Below are 15785 nucleotides of genomic sequence, written 5' to 3'. Positions count from 1 at the left end.
GCGGGGGCTGGGGTCCAGTTGGGGGACGCCGGCGATAGTGTGCCGCCGCTCCGACCTACGCGCGCATTTGCGGACGCGAAACCCTTGCGAAACCAAGCCAGTGCTCCCGCGAAGGCGGGAGCCCAGGGTCCCGGACGCCATCAGACGTTGCTCTGCCTGGCCCTGGGTTCCCGCCTTCGCGGGAACACTTGAGGGGGATCGCGCGAAGACGCGAAGGCGCGAAGAGATGAGTAGCGAGAGGGGGTTCGCGCGGAGGCCGGGGTCCAGTTGGGGGACGCCGGCGATAGTGTGCCGCCGCTCCGACCTACGTGCGCTCTTGCGGACGCGAGACCCTTGCGGAACCAAGCCAGTGCTCCCGCGAAGGCGGGAGCCCAGGGTCCCGGACGCCATCAGACGTTGCTCTGCTTGGCTCTGGGTTCCCGCCTCCGCGGGAACACGGGAGGGGGGTCGCGCGAAGGCGCGAAGACGCGAAGTGGGAAAGAAGGATGAGGAAGAGAAAGATAAGGGGATGTTCGCGCGGAGGCGCGGAGGCGCGGAGGGGGTGGGCTTGGTGGTGCCCGGCCGCGATTCTGTGCCGGGGGCGCTTGTTGCCGGGGGGATTTTGCGGGCGGCTGCGCCGCGGGGGCTTTGCGCTGCTGCGCGCGCATCTCTTCGCGGCTTCGCGGTTTCGCGTGACCGCGATCCAACGGACGCGATGAGACGGACGCGCGCCGCCATCAGCGGGCCAGCGTCCTGAGCGTCGGGGTCTGCTTGCCGGTGAGCGTCACCGTGACGCTTTCGCCCGGGAGCAGGTCGAAGCCGTTGTCGGATGCCTGTCCGGGCGTGTCGCCCATGTCGATCATCACCGCGCGCGCGAGGTTGGTGGCGGTGATCGTCGCGGTGTCGCCCGAGCGGCGCAGCGTCAGGCCGGGGTCCGGATAGGCCATGTCCCTGGGGACGAGACGCTCGACGAGGGTGCGGCTGACGGTGCGGCCGTCGACCAGCAGTTCGGCGACCGCGTAGCTCTGCGCCGGCGCGGCGGTGCCGAACAGATCGGCGTCGGGCAGCGTCACGACCGTCGCCGCGGACAGCGGGGCGAGCGTCGCCGCCTCTTCGCGGGTCGACAGCGTCGCGCCGGTCATGTCGCGGACGGTGAGCCGCCAGCGGGCCGGCAGCGGCGCGGTCGCGTCGGAAAGCAGCACGACGCGGGTCGCGCCATCCTTGTGCTCGGCGACGATCGCCTGCGGGGCGAAGAAGCGCTTCGCCTCATATTGCAGCAGCTTCCACTGGCCGAGATGGTCGATGCTCGCCCAGCTGACCGACGGCCAGACGTCGTTGAGCTGCCAGAACAGCGAGCCCATCGTCACCGGCCGGCAGGCGCGATGGTGTAATGCGGCGAGGCTGATCGCCTGCGCCTGATCGACCTGCGTCAGATAGACGAAGTCGGCGAAGTCCTTCGCCGGGCGCAGCCGTTGGTCGAGATAGAGCTGGAGGCGCGCATTGCCTTCGCCGGACAGGAATTTCTGGTGCGCCTTCATCACCGCGCTGTCGGCGGAGAGCGGCCGCCCCTTTCGATCATCAGGCCCGGCGAAGTCGCGGATCGTCGCCATCGTCGGCATCGACTGGAAGCCATATTCGGACATGAAGCGCGGGCAATGGTCGAGATATTGTTCGACCGGCTTGGAGCCGGACCAGACGTCCCAGAAATGGCGGTCGCCGTTGGCGTCGGTGTCGTTGGGGCCTTCGTAATCGCTCGACGGCGAACCGGGCATATAGGGCGTGCCGGGGCTGTTGCGGGTCACCGTGTCGCGCAGCACGCGGTCGAACAGCACCGCCATGCCGGTGCCGATCCGCTCCTGCTCGTCGGGGCCGATCGCGGTCTTGAACGCCTTGCGGTCGCCCCAATTCTCCCAGCCGGACAGGACTTCGTTGTTGCCGGTCCAGATGACGATCGAGGGATGGTCGCCGAGGCGGGCGACTTGTTCGTCGGCCTCGATGCGGACGTTCTCGCGGAACGCCGCGTCGGGGGGCGTGACCGAGCCGCCGAACATGAAATCCTGCCAGATCATCAGGCCCATGCGGTCCGCCATCTCGTAGAAGGCGTCGTCGAGATAATAGCCGCCGCCCCAGATGCGGATCATGTTCATGTGCGCGTCGCGCGCGCCGGTGAGCAGCGACTGCATCTCGGCGCGATCGACGCGGGCGGGGAAGCTGTCGAACGGGATGAGGTTGGCGCCCTTGGCGAAGATCGACGTGCCGTTGACGATGAAGCCGAACGCGCCGTTGCGGCGGTCGAGCGCGACGGTGCGCAGGCCGATGCGGCGCTGGCTGCGGTCGGATTCGACACCGTCGACGACGAGGCTGGTGGCGACGGTGTAGAGCGGCTGCGCGCCATAGCCGACCGGCTGCCAGCGCTGCGGCGTGGCGACGGTGAGCGGGATGGCGACGGCGTTGCTGCCGGGCGCTACCGCGACCGGGCGGTCGATCGTCTGCGTGGTGCCGTCGGGGGCGGTGAGGAGGGTGCGCAGCGTCACGGTCCTGGCGCGGTCGGCGACGATCGTCGCGCGGGCGGTGAGCCGCGCCTCGGCTTCGTTGAGCGCGTCCTGCTCGACGCGCAGCGTATCGAGCCGCGCCTCGTCCCATGCCTCGAGCCGGGCGGGGCGCCACAGGCCGATGGTGACGATGCGCGGACCCCAGTCCCAGCCATATTGGTATTTGGGCTTGCGGATATAGGGCGAGGTCTGGCGGTCGCCGGGATCGTCCTTGAACGCCGAGACATATTCGCCGGGCAGCGGGTGCTGTTCGGCGAGGACGAGCGGCGCGAGCTGCTTGATCGGCGAGGCGATGGTGACGAGGATCTCGTTGGCGCCGGCCTTGAGCAGCGGCTTGGCGTCGGCGCGCCAGCGGCGGTGGGCGTTGTCGGCGGAGAGCAGCACCGTGCCGTTGACGCGGACGGTGGCGAAGGTGTCGAGGCCGTCGAAGACGAGGTCGAGATGGTCGCGCGCCAGCATCGCCGGGGTGACCGACAGGCGGGTGCGGAACTGCCAGTCGGACAGGCCGACCCATTGGATCGCCGCCTCGTTGGTGCCCTTGAACGGATCGGGGACGCGTTTCGCGGCGATCAGGTCCTGCTGGACGCTGCCGGGGACGCGGGCGGGCAGCCAGCGCGTCTCCCTGGGGTGCGCCTTGGCGGCGACGGTGTCGGCGGGGTCGAGGCGGACCTGCCAGTCGCGATCCAGCGGCACCGCCTCGCGCGGGGCGGCATAAGCGGGGGTCAGCGCGAGCAGCGCCAGCGTGAGCAGGGCGGGGCGGAGGGGCTTCACGAATTGGGCTCCGTCAGTTGCACGCGCTCGACCGCATAGAGCGGGTCCGAGAGCGGCGAGGTGAATTGCAGGCAGAGGTCGGGATCGCCGCTGCGCCGGGCGACGGGTGCGGTGACGCGGAAGCGGTTGGGCGCGGTTGCCGGGTCGGGCAGCGGGAAGGTCGCGACGACCGGCGGGCGCGGGCCGTCCTTGACCGGGCAGCCGGCGGTGACGACGAGCTCGCCATAAGGCGTGACGTTATAGTGCGCGCGGAGTTGGGTGAAATCGTGCGCGAGGCCGAACGGGCGCGGCAGGCGAGCGATGTCGAGCGTGATGCCGCTCGCCACGTCGAGCGGCGCGGCGGGGTAGACCGAGCAGGTGTCGAACAGGTCGATGTCATATGCCGGCGCGTCGGCGGTGGCGTCCGCGGTCAGCGGCACGCGCAGCGCGAGCGACCCGGTCGGGCAGGCGGTCAGGTCGCTGTTGCCGCGGGCGAGCAGCGCGGCGCGGCCGGTCGCGAAGGCGCGCGGGGTGGCGAGCGCGGTGCCGCTGGCATCGAAGGCGGCGGCGCGGATCGTCGCGCCGGGGGCCAGCGTCAGCGGCGCGGCATAGGCGCGCGAGCGCGGCGTCGGGTCCTTGCCGTCGAGCGTGTAGCGGATCGTGCCGAGCGGCGCCTGCGTCGCCAGCGCCACCGTCACCCGGCCGGCACGCAGCGCATCGCCGCGGCGGCCCTGGATCGTGTAATCGACCGCGAAGGCGCTGTCGGCGACCTCCAGTCCCGAGCGGCGCCAGCGTGCGAGCTGCGGCTGGACGCGCGATACGAAGCCGGGGAAGTCGCGCGCGGTCTTGGCGGACCAGGTGATCTCGGCGAGCGCGGCGGCGCGCGGGAAGATCGCATGCTGCACCTGCGACGCGGTGATGAGATATTCGCTGAAGGCATTGCCCTGCGCGCCGAGGACGTGGCCCGCCTTGTCGGGGGCGATGCCCGCCGGCATCGGATCGTAGCGATAGAGGTCGGCGAGCGTCTGGACGGCGAGCCGGCCGGGCGGTTCGTCGTCGCGGCGGCTTTGCGAATTGTCGAGGTAGAGCGTCGGGCCGGGCGACAGCACGACGTCGTGGCCGCGCGACGCCGCCTCGACCGCGCCCTTGTCGCCGCGCCACGACATCACCGAGGCCGACGGCGGCAATTCGCCCTCGAGGATCTCGTCCCAGCCGATCAGGCGGCGGTCGTGCTTGGCGAGATAGGCGCCGAGCTGATCGATCAGCCAGCTCTGCATCTGCATCTCGGTCTTGAGGCCGAGCGACGCCATCTGCGCCTGCACCTGCGGCGCGCGTTCCCATTGGTCCTTGACCGCCTCGTCGCCGCCGAGGTGGATGTACGGGCCGGGGAAGACGGCGAGCAATTCGTCGAGGATGTCCTCGACGAAGCGCACCGTCTCGGGCCGCGGGTTGAGCAGATAGGGGTTTACGCCCCAATCGTGGCCGACCGCGGGACGATCGCCGAGCACGCCGTGTTCGGGATAGGCGGCGACCAGCGCCTGGGCGTGGCCGGGCAGGTCGATCTCGGGAACGATGACGATGCCGCGCTCGGCGGCGTAGGCGACGAGCCCGCGCAATTCGTCCTGCGTGTAGAAGCCGCCGACGCGCGGGCCGGGCGCGCCGCCCGCCGACGGCGGGGTACGCCATGCGCCGATTTCGGTAAGCCGGGGATAGCGCTTGACCTCGAACCGCCAGCCCTGGTCGTCGGTGAGGTGGAGATGGAGCGTGTTGAGTTTCACCGACGCCATCTGGTCGACGATGCCGCGGAGGAAGCCGATCGGCTGGAAGTGACGCGCGGGGTCGATCATCAGCCCGCGCCACGCGAAGCGCGGCGCGTCGGTGATGGCGAGCGCAGGCACCTCGACCGACCGGCCATAGGCGCGATCGGGGCTGAGCAATTGCGCCAGCGTCATCGCGCCGTGGACGAGGCCGCGGTCGCCGGACGCGGCGATGCGGATGCCGCGGGCGTCGACGTCGAGCCGATAGGCCTCGTCGCCCGCGATCGTCGCGTCGCGGACGAAGCGGATCGGTGCGTCGCCGGCGATCGGGGCGAGGGTGAGGCCGCGTTCGACGCGGACGTGCGCCGCAAGCAGCCGGGCGGCGGCCTCAGCCCCCGCGTCGCCGGCGGGGACGGCGAGCCGGGCGCCATCGGCGACGGTGAAGCTGCCGCTGCCACGGGTCACGGTCTGCGGCATCGGCACGAGCGGCAAGGGAGCGGGAGCAGGAGCGGTCCGGGCGGTCGCCGCGGCCGGCGACAGCAGCGCCAGAACGCCGCCGACGATGGTCGCGAAACCGACATGCTCCCTCATGACAACCCCTTGGTCCTGTTTTGGTATTTGATGGTATCTTGCAGGACCGATGCCGCGGCGTCCATGCCTGACGCGCAAAAAAAGACCCCGGCGATCGCAACGCGATGCCGGGGCCGAGGGCCGGAACACCCCCAGGGGAGGGGCGCTCTGCGGGGAAACGAGCCGGGGAGCCGGACCAGGTCCGGACCGGTGGTATCAGCCGAAGGTTACATTCTGAAGGACAGCGCCGCGGCGAAGGTGCGACCGTTCTTGTAGAAAGCGGTCGGGCGATCGGGCGTCGCGTTATACTGGCGATAGGTCTCGTCGAGCAGGTTCTGCGCGTTGACGCTCAGCACGATGCCCTTGGTGAGGTTGAGCGACGCCGAGGCGTCGAGCTGGCTGTACGGCGCGACCATCTCGCGCGAGCCGAGGCGGCCGATCGTGCGGAAATAGCTCGACCGGTAATTGTAGCTGACGCGCGCCTGGAACGGCCCCTTCTCGAAATAGGGGATCACGTTGACGGTGTGCTTCGACAGATAGGGCAGGTTGAGCGTCGTGCCGGTGACGTCGGTGTTGGAGGTGGTGCTTTCCTGATAGGAATAGTTCGCCTGCAAACCGAAGCCGCCCCAGATGTCGGTCTGCGCAGACGCGAGGGCCCCGTTGACCTTGGCCTTGCCGCCGTTGATCGGCTGGTTGACGTTATAGGTCGCCAGCGCATTGGTCAGCGAGTTGAAGAACACCGCATTGGTGCGCGTGTTGAAGATGTAGTTGGAGATCTCGCGACGGAACAGCTCGACGGCGAGCAGCGTGCCGGCGCGCGGATAATATTCGGCGGTCAGCTCGTAATTGGTCGATTCGTACGGCTTGAGGTTGGGATTGCCGCCGCCGCCGTCGAGCGTGACGTTGTTGAGCGAGGTCGCCGCCGCCAGATCCTCGTAGCGCGGCCGGGCGATCACCCGCGCGACCGCACCGCGGACGATCACCTTGGGCGTGATCGAATAAGCGATGTTGAGGCTGGGCAGGAACTTCAGATAATCGGTGGCGGTACGGGTCGGCACCGGTGTCGGGTTGACCGTGTTGCTCAACGTCGTCGCGTAATTGGAGACGTCGCGGGTATAGACGAGGCGACCGCCGATATTGCCGCGCACGCCGCCCTGATCGAAATTGGCCTGCGCATAGGAGGCCATCACCGTCTCGCGGACCTTGGTCGAGGCGGCGACCTTGGTGACCAGCGGGCTGTTGATTGCGTTGGCGAGGATGTCGATCACCGCCTGCTGCGGCAGGTTCAGATATTTGGTGGCATTGCCCATGCCGCCGCTGCCGTCGAACGTGCCGTCCGGAGTGGACAGCGCGGTGACGCCGAGCTGGGTGACGTTGAACGACTGTTGCAGATAGGTGTTCACGCCACGCGCGTTGATCCGGTTGACGTGATCGGTGACGCGGCTGCCGAGCAGGATTTCGGTGAACGGCCCGAAGGCGACCGGGATGGTCGCGTCATACCCGCCGAAGATGTCGCGATCGGTGGTGACGCTATAATCGAGCCCGCCGATCTGGGCGGCGACGAGCTGCGCGCCGCTGGCGGTGGTGACCGGGCGGCCTTCGATCTGCGCCGGATTGTTGTTCGGGTTGGTGAAGTAATTGGCCGGGTTGGTGGGATCGCCGACGTAATTCACCGTCGCGCTGTCGCTGGTGAAGGCATAGCTGTAGGGCAGCCTGGTCTGCACGTTGAACAGATATTCGGGATTGCGGCCGCCAGTCGCCTTGGACCAGCCGCCCGCGAAGCTGACCTTGGCGCCGCCGTCGCCTTCCCAGTCGGCGAACAGGTTGAGATTGTCGGTCTTCAGGCTGGTGCGGCGGACGAGCGTGTCGAGCTGCGACGCCTGCTGCCGGGCCGCGCCGAAGCTCGCGGCGGTGACGACGCCGTTGCTGATCGTCGCCGACTGCAGCACGTCGCCGGTCCAGGCGCCGGGGATCGTGTACATCGACTGGCTGTAATTGTTGTAATTGCCGTCGATATGCGTGCCGTTGAGCGTGAAGGTCAGTTCGCTGGTCGGGCGGAACTGCATCGTGCCCGACACGCTCTTGCGCTGCCGCTGCTGCTGGAAATAGGCGTAGTTGATGCCGAAGGGCGATGCCGCCTTGTAGAGATCGGCGATGGTGCCGCCGGTGATCGTCGCGCCGGGGCTCTTGAGGCTGAGCGTGCCGTCGCTGGCGCGGTTGACGAACGGGCTGTTGTAGGTGCCGTCGGCGTTGGGCGCCGTATTGTCATAGCCGAAGAATTCGACGCCGGCGCGGGTCAGGTTCTGCTTGTCGTAGGTGGCGGCGACGAGGACGCCGAAGGTCTCGTCGGCGTTGCGCCAGCTGTACAGGCCCGAGGCGCGGACATTGCCCTTGTCCGACCGGTCGTTGTACGAATAACCGCCCGAGGCGAAGATCGAATTGGCGGGCAGGTCGAGCGGACGGCGGGTGCGGACGATGACGGTGCCGCCGAGGCTGCCTTCCTCGATACGCGGTTCGGGCGACTTGTAGACTTCCAGCCGGTCGACAAGTTCGGGCGCGAGCAGCGAATAGTTGAAGGTGCGGCTGGACGGATCGTTGTCGTTGCCGCCCCAGTCCGCCGAGGCGAGCGCATGGCCGTCGAGCAGCATGCGGTTGAGCGCGGGATCGGTGCCGAGGATCGCGACCTTCTCGCCCTCGCCGAAGCGGCGGTCGATGCTGACGCCGGGAATGTGCGACAGCGATTCGGCGACGTTGCGGTCGGGGAATTTGCCGACGTCTTCCGAGGTGATGACGTCGACGACGGCATTGGCGTTGCGCTTGACGTTGATCGCCTCGCGCAGGCTGCCGCGATAACCAGTGACGACGATCTCGTCGCCGCTCTGTCCGCCGTCGGCGGCGGCGGGCTGCGCCTGCTCGCTGCTGCCCAGCGGGGTCGTGGTCGGCGTGGTCTGCGCCTGCGCCGCCGCAGCGGAGAGGGTGAGCGCGGTGGTCGCCAGAATCGCGTGGCGGAGGTGCATAAGGTTCAGTCCCCTTCGCGGAACACGCCCGGCCGCGTGCCCCCCTATCCCAAGCTGCCGCAGATGCCGGCGACAGGCGTGGCGAGCGTGCCATTTCGGCATCGTGTCTCGCGTCGTGCGTGGTAAGGTATAACCAATGTAAACCAATCTATGCAGTAGATTATGTCAAATTTGTTTCCAAAACGCGCCGAACCGTGCGCGATGGGGCCGGAGTGGCCCTGGGTGAGCGGTTCCGAAGTGACAAGATCGAGCGTCAGATCAATGGTTTGCGAGACGTGGTCGTGGGCGGGCGAGCGGGACTGGCGGGTCGGTGCGGAGCCGGCTCGACACTCGGTTCGTCGCAGCTTCGGTGGCGATCACGGGTTGCGTGCAGCGTCAAAACGCGTTTTGCACCGGCGCTCGATAGGTCCCGTGCAGTGTCAGAGGAATGAACATGGTGCCGTCTGACAGTCCCGCCTCCCGTCCGCGAATCGCTTTGGAAATATGCGTCGAATCGGCGGAGGGCGCGGCGGCGGCGATCGCCGGCGGGTGCGACCGGATCGAATTGTGCGCGGCGCTGGCGCTCGGCGGGTTGACGCCGTCGGCGGGGCTGGTCGCGGCGGTGCTCGACGTGGCGCGGCCGGCGGGCGTGCCGGTGCGGGCGATGGTCCGCCCGCGGCCCGGCGGCTTCGACTATGACGCGGCCGATCTGGCGCTGGCAGGGCGCGAGGCCGCGGCGTTGCTCGCGGCGGGGGTGCAGGGGCTGGTGTTCGGCGCGACGCGCGACGGGCGGCTCGACCGGCAGGCGCTGGCGGCGTGGCGCGGGGCGCTTCCGGAGCTGCCGGCGGGGCTGACGCTGCATCGCGCGATCGACGTGGTCGACGATCCCGTCGCGGCGGTGGAGGAGGCGGTGGCGCTCGGTTTCGATCATATCCTGACCTCGGGCGGGGCCGTGTCGGCGCCGGCGGGGGCGGCGACGATCGCGCGGATGGTGTCGCGTGCCGGCGGCCGGCTGGTGGTGATGGCGGGGGCGGGGGTCGCGCCCGGCAACGTCGCCGGCCTGATCGCGGCGACCGCGGTGTCGGCGGTGCACGGCTCGGCGAGCGCGCCAGCAGCGGTGGAGGATGCGCGGCTCGACTTCGGCCCGCTGCCGCGGGTGACGAGCCGTCGGCTGGTCGCAGAGCTGCGCCAGGTGATTGACGACAAGTCCAATCTAAGACAATTGTAGGGCAAGGCGCCACTGGCGCCGCTCTGCGAGCCGTGGCACCCGTTGACGCCACAAGCAGCAGGACAGGGAGTGAGGGATGAGTTTCGTGAGCCGGGTGGGGCGGTTTCGTGCCGACAATCCCTCACCGCTCTATCTGCAGCTGCAACAGCTCATCCGCGACGCGATCGGCGGCGAGGTGATCGTGCGCGGCGACGCCATTCCCGCCGAGCGCGATCTCGCGGTGGAATATGGGGTGTCGCGGATCACCGTGCGCAAGGCGATCGAGGGGCTGGTCGAGGAAGGGCTGCTCACCCGCCGGCGCGGCGCGGGCACCTTCGTCGCGGGCCGCGTCGAGAAGAATTTCAGCAAATTGTCGTCGTTCACCGAGGACATGATCGCGCGCGGGCTGGTGCCGAGCAGCAGCTGGGTGTCGCGCAGCGTCGGCACGGTCAGCCCTGAGGAATCGATGGCGCTGGCGCTGTCGCCGAGCGCGCCGGTCTATCGCTTCCAGCGGCTGCGCTTCGCCGACGAGGTGCCGATGGCGCTGGAGGTATCGACGATCGCCGGCTTCTGCCTGCCGTCGCTCGATGCGGTCGACGCCTCGCTCTATGCGGCGCTGACCGATGCCGGGCATCGGCCGGTGCGCGCGCTGCAACGGCTGCGTGCGGTGCCGTTCGGCACCGATCATGCGCGGATGCTCGGCGTCGACCCGGGCTCGCCCGGGCTGCTGATCGAGCGGCGCGGTTTCCTGCGCGACGGCCGTGCCGTCGAATTCACCCGATCCTATTACCGCGGCGACAGCTACGATTTCGTGGCCGAGCTCGCCGATAGCTGACACACGCCCGGGGGCCCTGATCCAAGTGACGACCGATACGATGACGGGCACGCTGATGCGCGCCGAGACGCTGGAGGCGGGAGCGACCGTCGCACGGCTGGTGGCGCGCAATGCCGAGGCGCTGCGCGCGCTCGGCGAGCGGCTGCGCGCGACGCCGCCCGACGTGGTGGTGACCTGCGCGCGCGGATCGTCGGACCATGCGGCGATGTACGGCAAATATCTGATCGAGACGCTGATCGGCGTGCCGGTCGCCTCGGCGGCGCCGTCGGTGGTGTCGCTGTTCGACGCGCCGGTGACGACGCGGCGGGCGCTGTGCATCGCGATCTCGCAATCGGGCCGCAGCCCCGATTTGCTCGCGACGGTGGAGGCGCACGCCAAGGCCGGCGCCGAGGTGGTCGCGCTGGTCAACGACGAGGCGTCGCCGCTCGCCGAGATGGCGGATACGCTGCTCGCGCTGAGCGCCGGGCCGGAGCGGTCGGTGGCGGCAACCAAGTCGTGCATCGCGGCGATGGCGGGGCTGGCGGCGCTGGTTGCGGCCTGGTCCGGCGACGACGCGCTCACCGCGGCGGTGGCGGCGCTGCCCGAGCAGCTCGACCGTGCCGTGGCGCTCGACTGGAGCGCGGGCGTCGAGCCGCTCGCCGAGGCGAAGCAGATGTTCGTGATCGGCCGCGGCTATGGCTTCGGCGTCGCGCAGGAATGCGCGCTGAAGCTCAAGGAAACGTGCCAGGTGCAGGCCGAGCCGTTCAGCGCGGCGGAAGTGCGCCACGGCCCGATGGCGATCGTCGGCGAGGGCTTCCCGGTGCTGGCGCTGGCGACCTCCGACGCGGCGGGCGACGACGTGATGGCGGTGGCGGAGACGTTCGCCGGACGCGGCGCGACGGTGCTGTCCGCGCATGCCGGCGACGCGCGCGCCAATTTGCCGGCGCTCGACGCGCATCCGGCGGTGCAGCCGATCCTGATGCTGGCGAGCTTCTACGGCCTCGCCGAGGCGCTGTCGCGACGGCGCGGGCTCGATCCCGACACGCCGCCGCATCTCGCCAAGGTGACGCGCACGTTATGAGCGAGGCCTATCGGTTCACCAACGGTCACGTCGTCGTGGCCGATGCGGTGTGGCGCGGCGCGGAGATCGTCGTCTCGGACGAGCGGATCGCCGCGATCCGGCCGCTCGACGGCGAGGCTGGCGACGCGGTCGACCTCGACGGCGGCTGGCTGATGCCCGGCTTCATCGACACGCAGGTCAATGGCGGCGGCGGCGTGCTGTTCAACGACGAGACGAACGTTGCAGGTGTCCGCGCGATCGCCGAGGCGCATGCGCGCTACGGCACCACCGCGCTGCTGCCGACGCTGATCAGCGACACGCCCGACCGGATCGCGCTGGCGCTGGATGCGGTGGACGAGGCGATCGCGGCGGGCGTGCCCGGCGTGGTCGGCGTGCACATCGAGGGGCCGTGGCTCAACGTCGCGCGCAAGGGCATCCACGATCCCACCCGGTTCCGCCTGCTCGACGCCGGGATGATCGCATTGCTCACCCGGCCGCGGCGCGGCAAGGTGATGGTGACGCTGGCACCCGAGCTGGCGCATATCGACGACATCGCCGCGCTGACCGCGGCGGGGGTGCTGGTCAGCGCCGGCCATACCGAGGTCGGCTATGACGGCGCGCTGGCGGCGTTCGACGCGGGGCTGAGCGGCATCACCCATCTGTTCAACGCGATGCCGGCGATGGTGCAACGGACCCCCGGTCTGGTCGGCGCCGCGCTCGACGATCCGCGGCCGTGGTGCGGGCTGATCGTCGACGGCGTGCATGTCGCCCCGGCGGTGCTGCGCATCGCGCTGCGCGCGCGCGGCATCGAGCGGATGATGCTGGTCACCGACGCAATGTCGTCGGTCGGCGCCGAGCAGAAGGACTTCGTGTTGCAGGGCCGGCAGATCCGCGTGCGTGACGGCATCTGCTCCTATGAGGACGGCACGCTGGCGGGGTCGGACCTCGACATGGCGGCGGCGGTGGCCAATGCGATGGGGATGCTCGGGCTGGCGCCGGCGGTGGCGGCGCGGCTCGCGGCGGGAAATCCGGCGGCGTTCCTGGGGCTGGCGGCGGAGCGGGGCACGCTCGCCGCGGGCCTGCGCGCCGACTGGGTGCAGCTGACCGCGGCGATGGCGCCGGTCGCGACGACCATCGGAGGACGACGGGCATGACGATCGACCGGCGGCAGCTTCTCGGGTCCGCCGGTGCCGGTCTGACGCTGTCCCTGCCGGGCGCCGCGCTGGCGGCGCCGGGCAGCCGTTACGGCGCGTTGCCGATGCCCGCACCGGTCGACGGCCTGTTGCCGCCGCTGCCGGTCGGCGACCCCTCGCGGATCGGCTTCGACCAGGGCTGGCTGTTCCACGAAGGCGACATCGCCGTGCCACCGGCGGCGACACACAACGAGACCTATCTACGCGCCAAGGCGGGCAACGCCACCGGCGCGGCGGCGATGGACTATGACGACAGCGAATGGCCGGTGGTGACGCTGCCGCACGATTGGGCGTCGTTCCAGCCGTTCGTCGAGACCGCCAACGTCGCGCAGGGCTATCGCCCGCGCGGCATCGGCTGGTACCGGCGCAGCTTCCGGCTCGATCCCGCCAGCCGCGGCCGCTATCTCGAACTGCAGTTCGACGGCATCGCGACCAATGCGACGATCTGGGTCAACGGCAGCGTCGTCGCGCACAATTGGTCGGGCTATAACAGCGTCTATATCGACATCACGCCGTTCGCGCGGTTCGGCGACGAGACCAACGTCGTCGCGATCCGCGTCGATGCCGAGGCGATGGAGGGCTGGTGGTACGAAGGCGCCGGTCTGTACCGCCACGCCTGGCTGGCGACGCGCGCGCCGGTGTCGATCGTCACCGACGGGGTGCATTGCGACCCGCGGCGGGGCGCGGATGGCGGCTGGACGGTGCCGGTCGCGGTGACGATACGCTCGACCGAGGCGGCACCGGTGACGGTGCGGGCGGTCGCCAGCCTGATCGATCCCGACGGCCGCACCATCGCGACCATCAACGTACCGCCGGTGACGGTCGCGCCGCTGGACGAGGCGGTGACGCAGGCGGTGGTGCCGGTCGCTGCGCCGCGCCTCTGGTCGGTCGAGGCGCCGACGCTCTATACCGTCGCGGTGACGCTGGAGCGCGACGGCGCCGCGGTCGACCGGCGGCGCGTGCCGATCGGCTTCCGCACGATCCGCTTCGATGCCGACAAGGGGCTGTTCGTCAACGACGCGTCCGTCAAGCTGAAGGGCGTGTGCATCCACCACGACCATGCCGGTGTCGGCGTGGCGCTGCCCGACGGGCTGCTCGCGTGGCGGCTGGAACGGCTGAAGGAGCTCGGCTGCAACGCGATCCGCTGTTCGCACAATGCGCCGCCGGTCGCTTTCCTCGACCTGTGCGACCGGATGGGCTTCCTCGTCATGGACGAGAACCGCAACTTCAATCCCTCGCCCGATTATATGGCGCAGCTCGAATGGCTGGTGCGGCGCGACCGCAACCACCCGAGCGTCATCCTGTGGTCGGTGTTCAACGAGGAGCCGATGCAGGGCACCGCGGCCGGCGTGCAGATGGTGCGGCGGATGGCGGCGGCGGTGAAGCGGCTCGACGACAGCCGGCCGGTGACCGCGGCGATGAACGGGTCGTTCTTCAATCCAGAGAACGTCTCGACCGTCGTCGACGTCGTCGGCTTCAATTATTATCCGGGCGATTACGACCGGTTCCACGCGCTCAACCCGACCAAGCCGATGACCAGCTCGGAGGATACCAGCGCGTTCGAGACGCGCGGCGCCTATGAGACGATCCCGGAGAAGCACATCCGCTCGTCGATGGACGACGATGCCGCCGGCTGGGGCGAGACGCATCGCAAGGGCTGGGCGGAGATCGCCAGGCGACCGTTCGTCGCCGGCGGCTTCGTGTGGACCGGCTTCGACTATCACGGCGAGCCGACGCCGCACGTCTGGCCGACGATCGCGAGCTTCTTCGGCATCCTCGACCTCTGCGGGTTCCGCAAGACGGCGTATGACATCCATCGCGCCGGCTGGATCGACGACACGCCCGTCGTCGGCCTCGCGCCGCACTGGACGTGGCCGGGCCGCGAGGGGCAGCCGGTGCCGGTGCTCGTCCTGTCCAATGCCGAGCGGGTCGTGCTCAAACTCAACGGCCGCGTCGTCGGCGAGGCGGCGGTCGACCGGTTGATGGGCAATGCCTTCACCGTCCCCTATGCGTCGGGCACGCTGGAGGTGATCGCGCTGTCCGGCGGACGCGAGGTGGCGCGCGCCGGTCACGAGACCGCGGGCGCGCCGGTCGCGTTGCGGCTGACGCCGGCGCGGCGCGCGATGGCGGGCGACGGCGAGGACGTGCAACCGGTGACGATCGATGCGATCGACGCGCGCGGCCGCCACGTGCCGACCGCCAACCTGCCGACGCGGTTCACCGTTGCGGGAGCGACGATCATCGGCGTCGGCAACGGCGATCCCAACAGCCACGAATCCGAAAAGGGCGACGGTCCGACCAGCGGCGCGCGGTCGCTGTTCAACGGGCTGGCGCAGGTGCTGGTGCAGGCGGATGCCGCGGCACGCGGGACGATCGTGCTGCGCGCGACCGCGCCAGGGCTGAAGCCGGCGCGCCTGACGATCGACCGCGTCGCGGTACCGGCGCGGGCACAGGTGCCGCGGGTGGCGGCGGTGCGCGCGATCGCCGACTGGCGACGCTCGCCGCTACTCGCCGCACGGCCCGATCCGGGGCTGGCGCCGGCGAGCGACGACAACAACAGCTGGGCATTCGTGCGCGGCGGCACCCCGACGCCGGCCGAGCCGCAGGGTGGCTGGCAGGTCTATCGCGCGCGCGTCACGCCGGTGCGCGCGGTGGCGGCGCGGGGCGGGCGGATCGCCTTCGCCGGCGTCGCCGGGCGGGCGGAGCTGTGGGTCGACGGGCGCCGGCTCGCCGCCAAGACCGACGCCGCGGTCGCACCGATCGAGGCGAAGCTGCCGCCGCGCAGCGGTGCGCGCGCCGTGGTGCTGATCGTCCAGCCGGAGGCGGAGAGGCCGTCGGGACTCGTCGGCGGAGTGACCATCCGCGCCGAATGACGCGCAAGGTCCTACGCAAAGGTATTCAATAGGT

General features: G+C 70.0%; 8 protein-coding genes. 5 read left to right on the top strand and 3 right to left on the bottom strand.

Going from position 1 to position 15785, the window contains the following annotated elements; genetic code table 11:
- Positions 1 to 716 precede the first annotated feature (716 nt).
- The 3 genes from FFS23_RS15590 to FFS23_RS15580 all read right to left on the bottom strand — a co-directional run bounded on the left by FFS23_RS15590 (position 717) and on the right by FFS23_RS15580 (position 8625).
- On the bottom strand, positions 717 to 3302 hold the full coding sequence (locus FFS23_RS15590; RefSeq protein ID WP_137899320.1) for a beta-mannosidase: 2586 nt from the start codon (positions 3300 to 3302) through the stop codon (positions 717 to 719).
- Positions 3299 to 5629 carry a beta-N-acetylhexosaminidase gene (locus FFS23_RS15585; RefSeq protein WP_137899319.1) on the bottom strand — a complete coding sequence of 777 codons (2331 nt, stop codon included), beginning with the start codon at positions 5627 to 5629 and terminating at the stop codon, positions 3299 to 3301. The genes FFS23_RS15590 and FFS23_RS15585 overlap by 4 nt, the downstream gene beginning before the upstream one ends.
- Before the next feature lie 206 nt (positions 5630 to 5835).
- A complete protein-coding gene (locus tag FFS23_RS15580) occupies positions 5836 to 8625 on the bottom strand; it encodes a TonB-dependent receptor (protein ID WP_137899318.1) in 2790 nt (929 codons plus the stop codon).
- A gap of 475 nt (positions 8626 to 9100) precedes the next feature.
- Between FFS23_RS15580 and FFS23_RS15575 the strand changes: the two genes are divergently transcribed.
- From FFS23_RS15575 to galA, 5 genes are all read left to right on the top strand, one after another.
- Complete coding sequence (locus FFS23_RS15575; protein WP_249340708.1) at positions 9101 to 9832, top strand: copper homeostasis protein CutC; 732 nt, start codon at positions 9101 to 9103, stop codon at positions 9830 to 9832.
- 76 nt (positions 9833 to 9908) lie between these two features.
- Complete coding sequence (locus FFS23_RS15570; protein ID WP_038660807.1) at positions 9909 to 10646, top strand: GntR family transcriptional regulator; 738 nt, start codon at positions 9909 to 9911, stop codon at positions 10644 to 10646.
- A 40-nt stretch (positions 10647 to 10686) separates the two neighbouring features.
- Entirely contained in the window at positions 10687 to 11706 is a 1020-nt protein-coding gene (locus FFS23_RS15565; RefSeq protein ID WP_137899323.1) for an SIS domain-containing protein, read from the top strand.
- Positions 11703 to 12839, top strand: a complete 1137-nt coding sequence (gene nagA / locus FFS23_RS15560) for an N-acetylglucosamine-6-phosphate deacetylase (RefSeq protein WP_137899316.1) — start codon at positions 11703 to 11705, stop codon at positions 12837 to 12839. The genes FFS23_RS15565 and nagA overlap by 4 nt, the downstream gene beginning before the upstream one ends.
- The gene (gene galA / locus FFS23_RS15555) at positions 12836 to 15751 is read left to right on the top strand and encodes a beta-galactosidase GalA (protein WP_137899315.1); all 2916 of its coding nucleotides are present in this window, start codon (positions 12836 to 12838) and stop codon (positions 15749 to 15751) included. Before nagA ends, galA begins: the two co-directional genes overlap by 4 nt.
- Positions 15752 to 15785 lie beyond the last annotated feature (34 nt).

Source organism: Sphingomonas sp. 2SG (genome assembly GCF_005503285.1).
GTDB lineage: Bacteria > Pseudomonadota > Alphaproteobacteria > Sphingomonadales > Sphingomonadaceae > Sphingomonas > Sphingomonas taxi.
This window is presented reverse-complemented; position numbering and strand designations above follow the sequence as displayed.

Coding starts and splice junctions, on each gene's coding strand:
- FFS23_RS15585 (WP_137899319.1), bottom strand. CDS start 5,629: ATGAGGGAGCATGTCGGTTTCGCGACCATCGTCGGCGGCGTTCTGGCG.
- FFS23_RS15580 (WP_137899318.1), bottom strand. CDS start 8,625: ATGCACCTCCGCCACGCGATTCTGGCGACCACCGCGCTCACCCTCTCC.
- FFS23_RS15570 (WP_038660807.1), top strand. CDS start 9,909: ATGAGTTTCGTGAGCCGGGTGGGGCGGTTTCGTGCCGACAATCCCTCA.
- FFS23_RS15565 (WP_137899323.1), top strand. CDS start 10,687: ATGACGGGCACGCTGATGCGCGCCGAGACGCTGGAGGCGGGAGCGACC.
- nagA (WP_137899316.1), top strand. CDS start 11,703: ATGAGCGAGGCCTATCGGTTCACCAACGGTCACGTCGTCGTGGCCGAT.
- galA (WP_137899315.1), top strand. CDS start 12,836: ATGACGATCGACCGGCGGCAGCTTCTCGGGTCCGCCGGTGCCGGTCTG.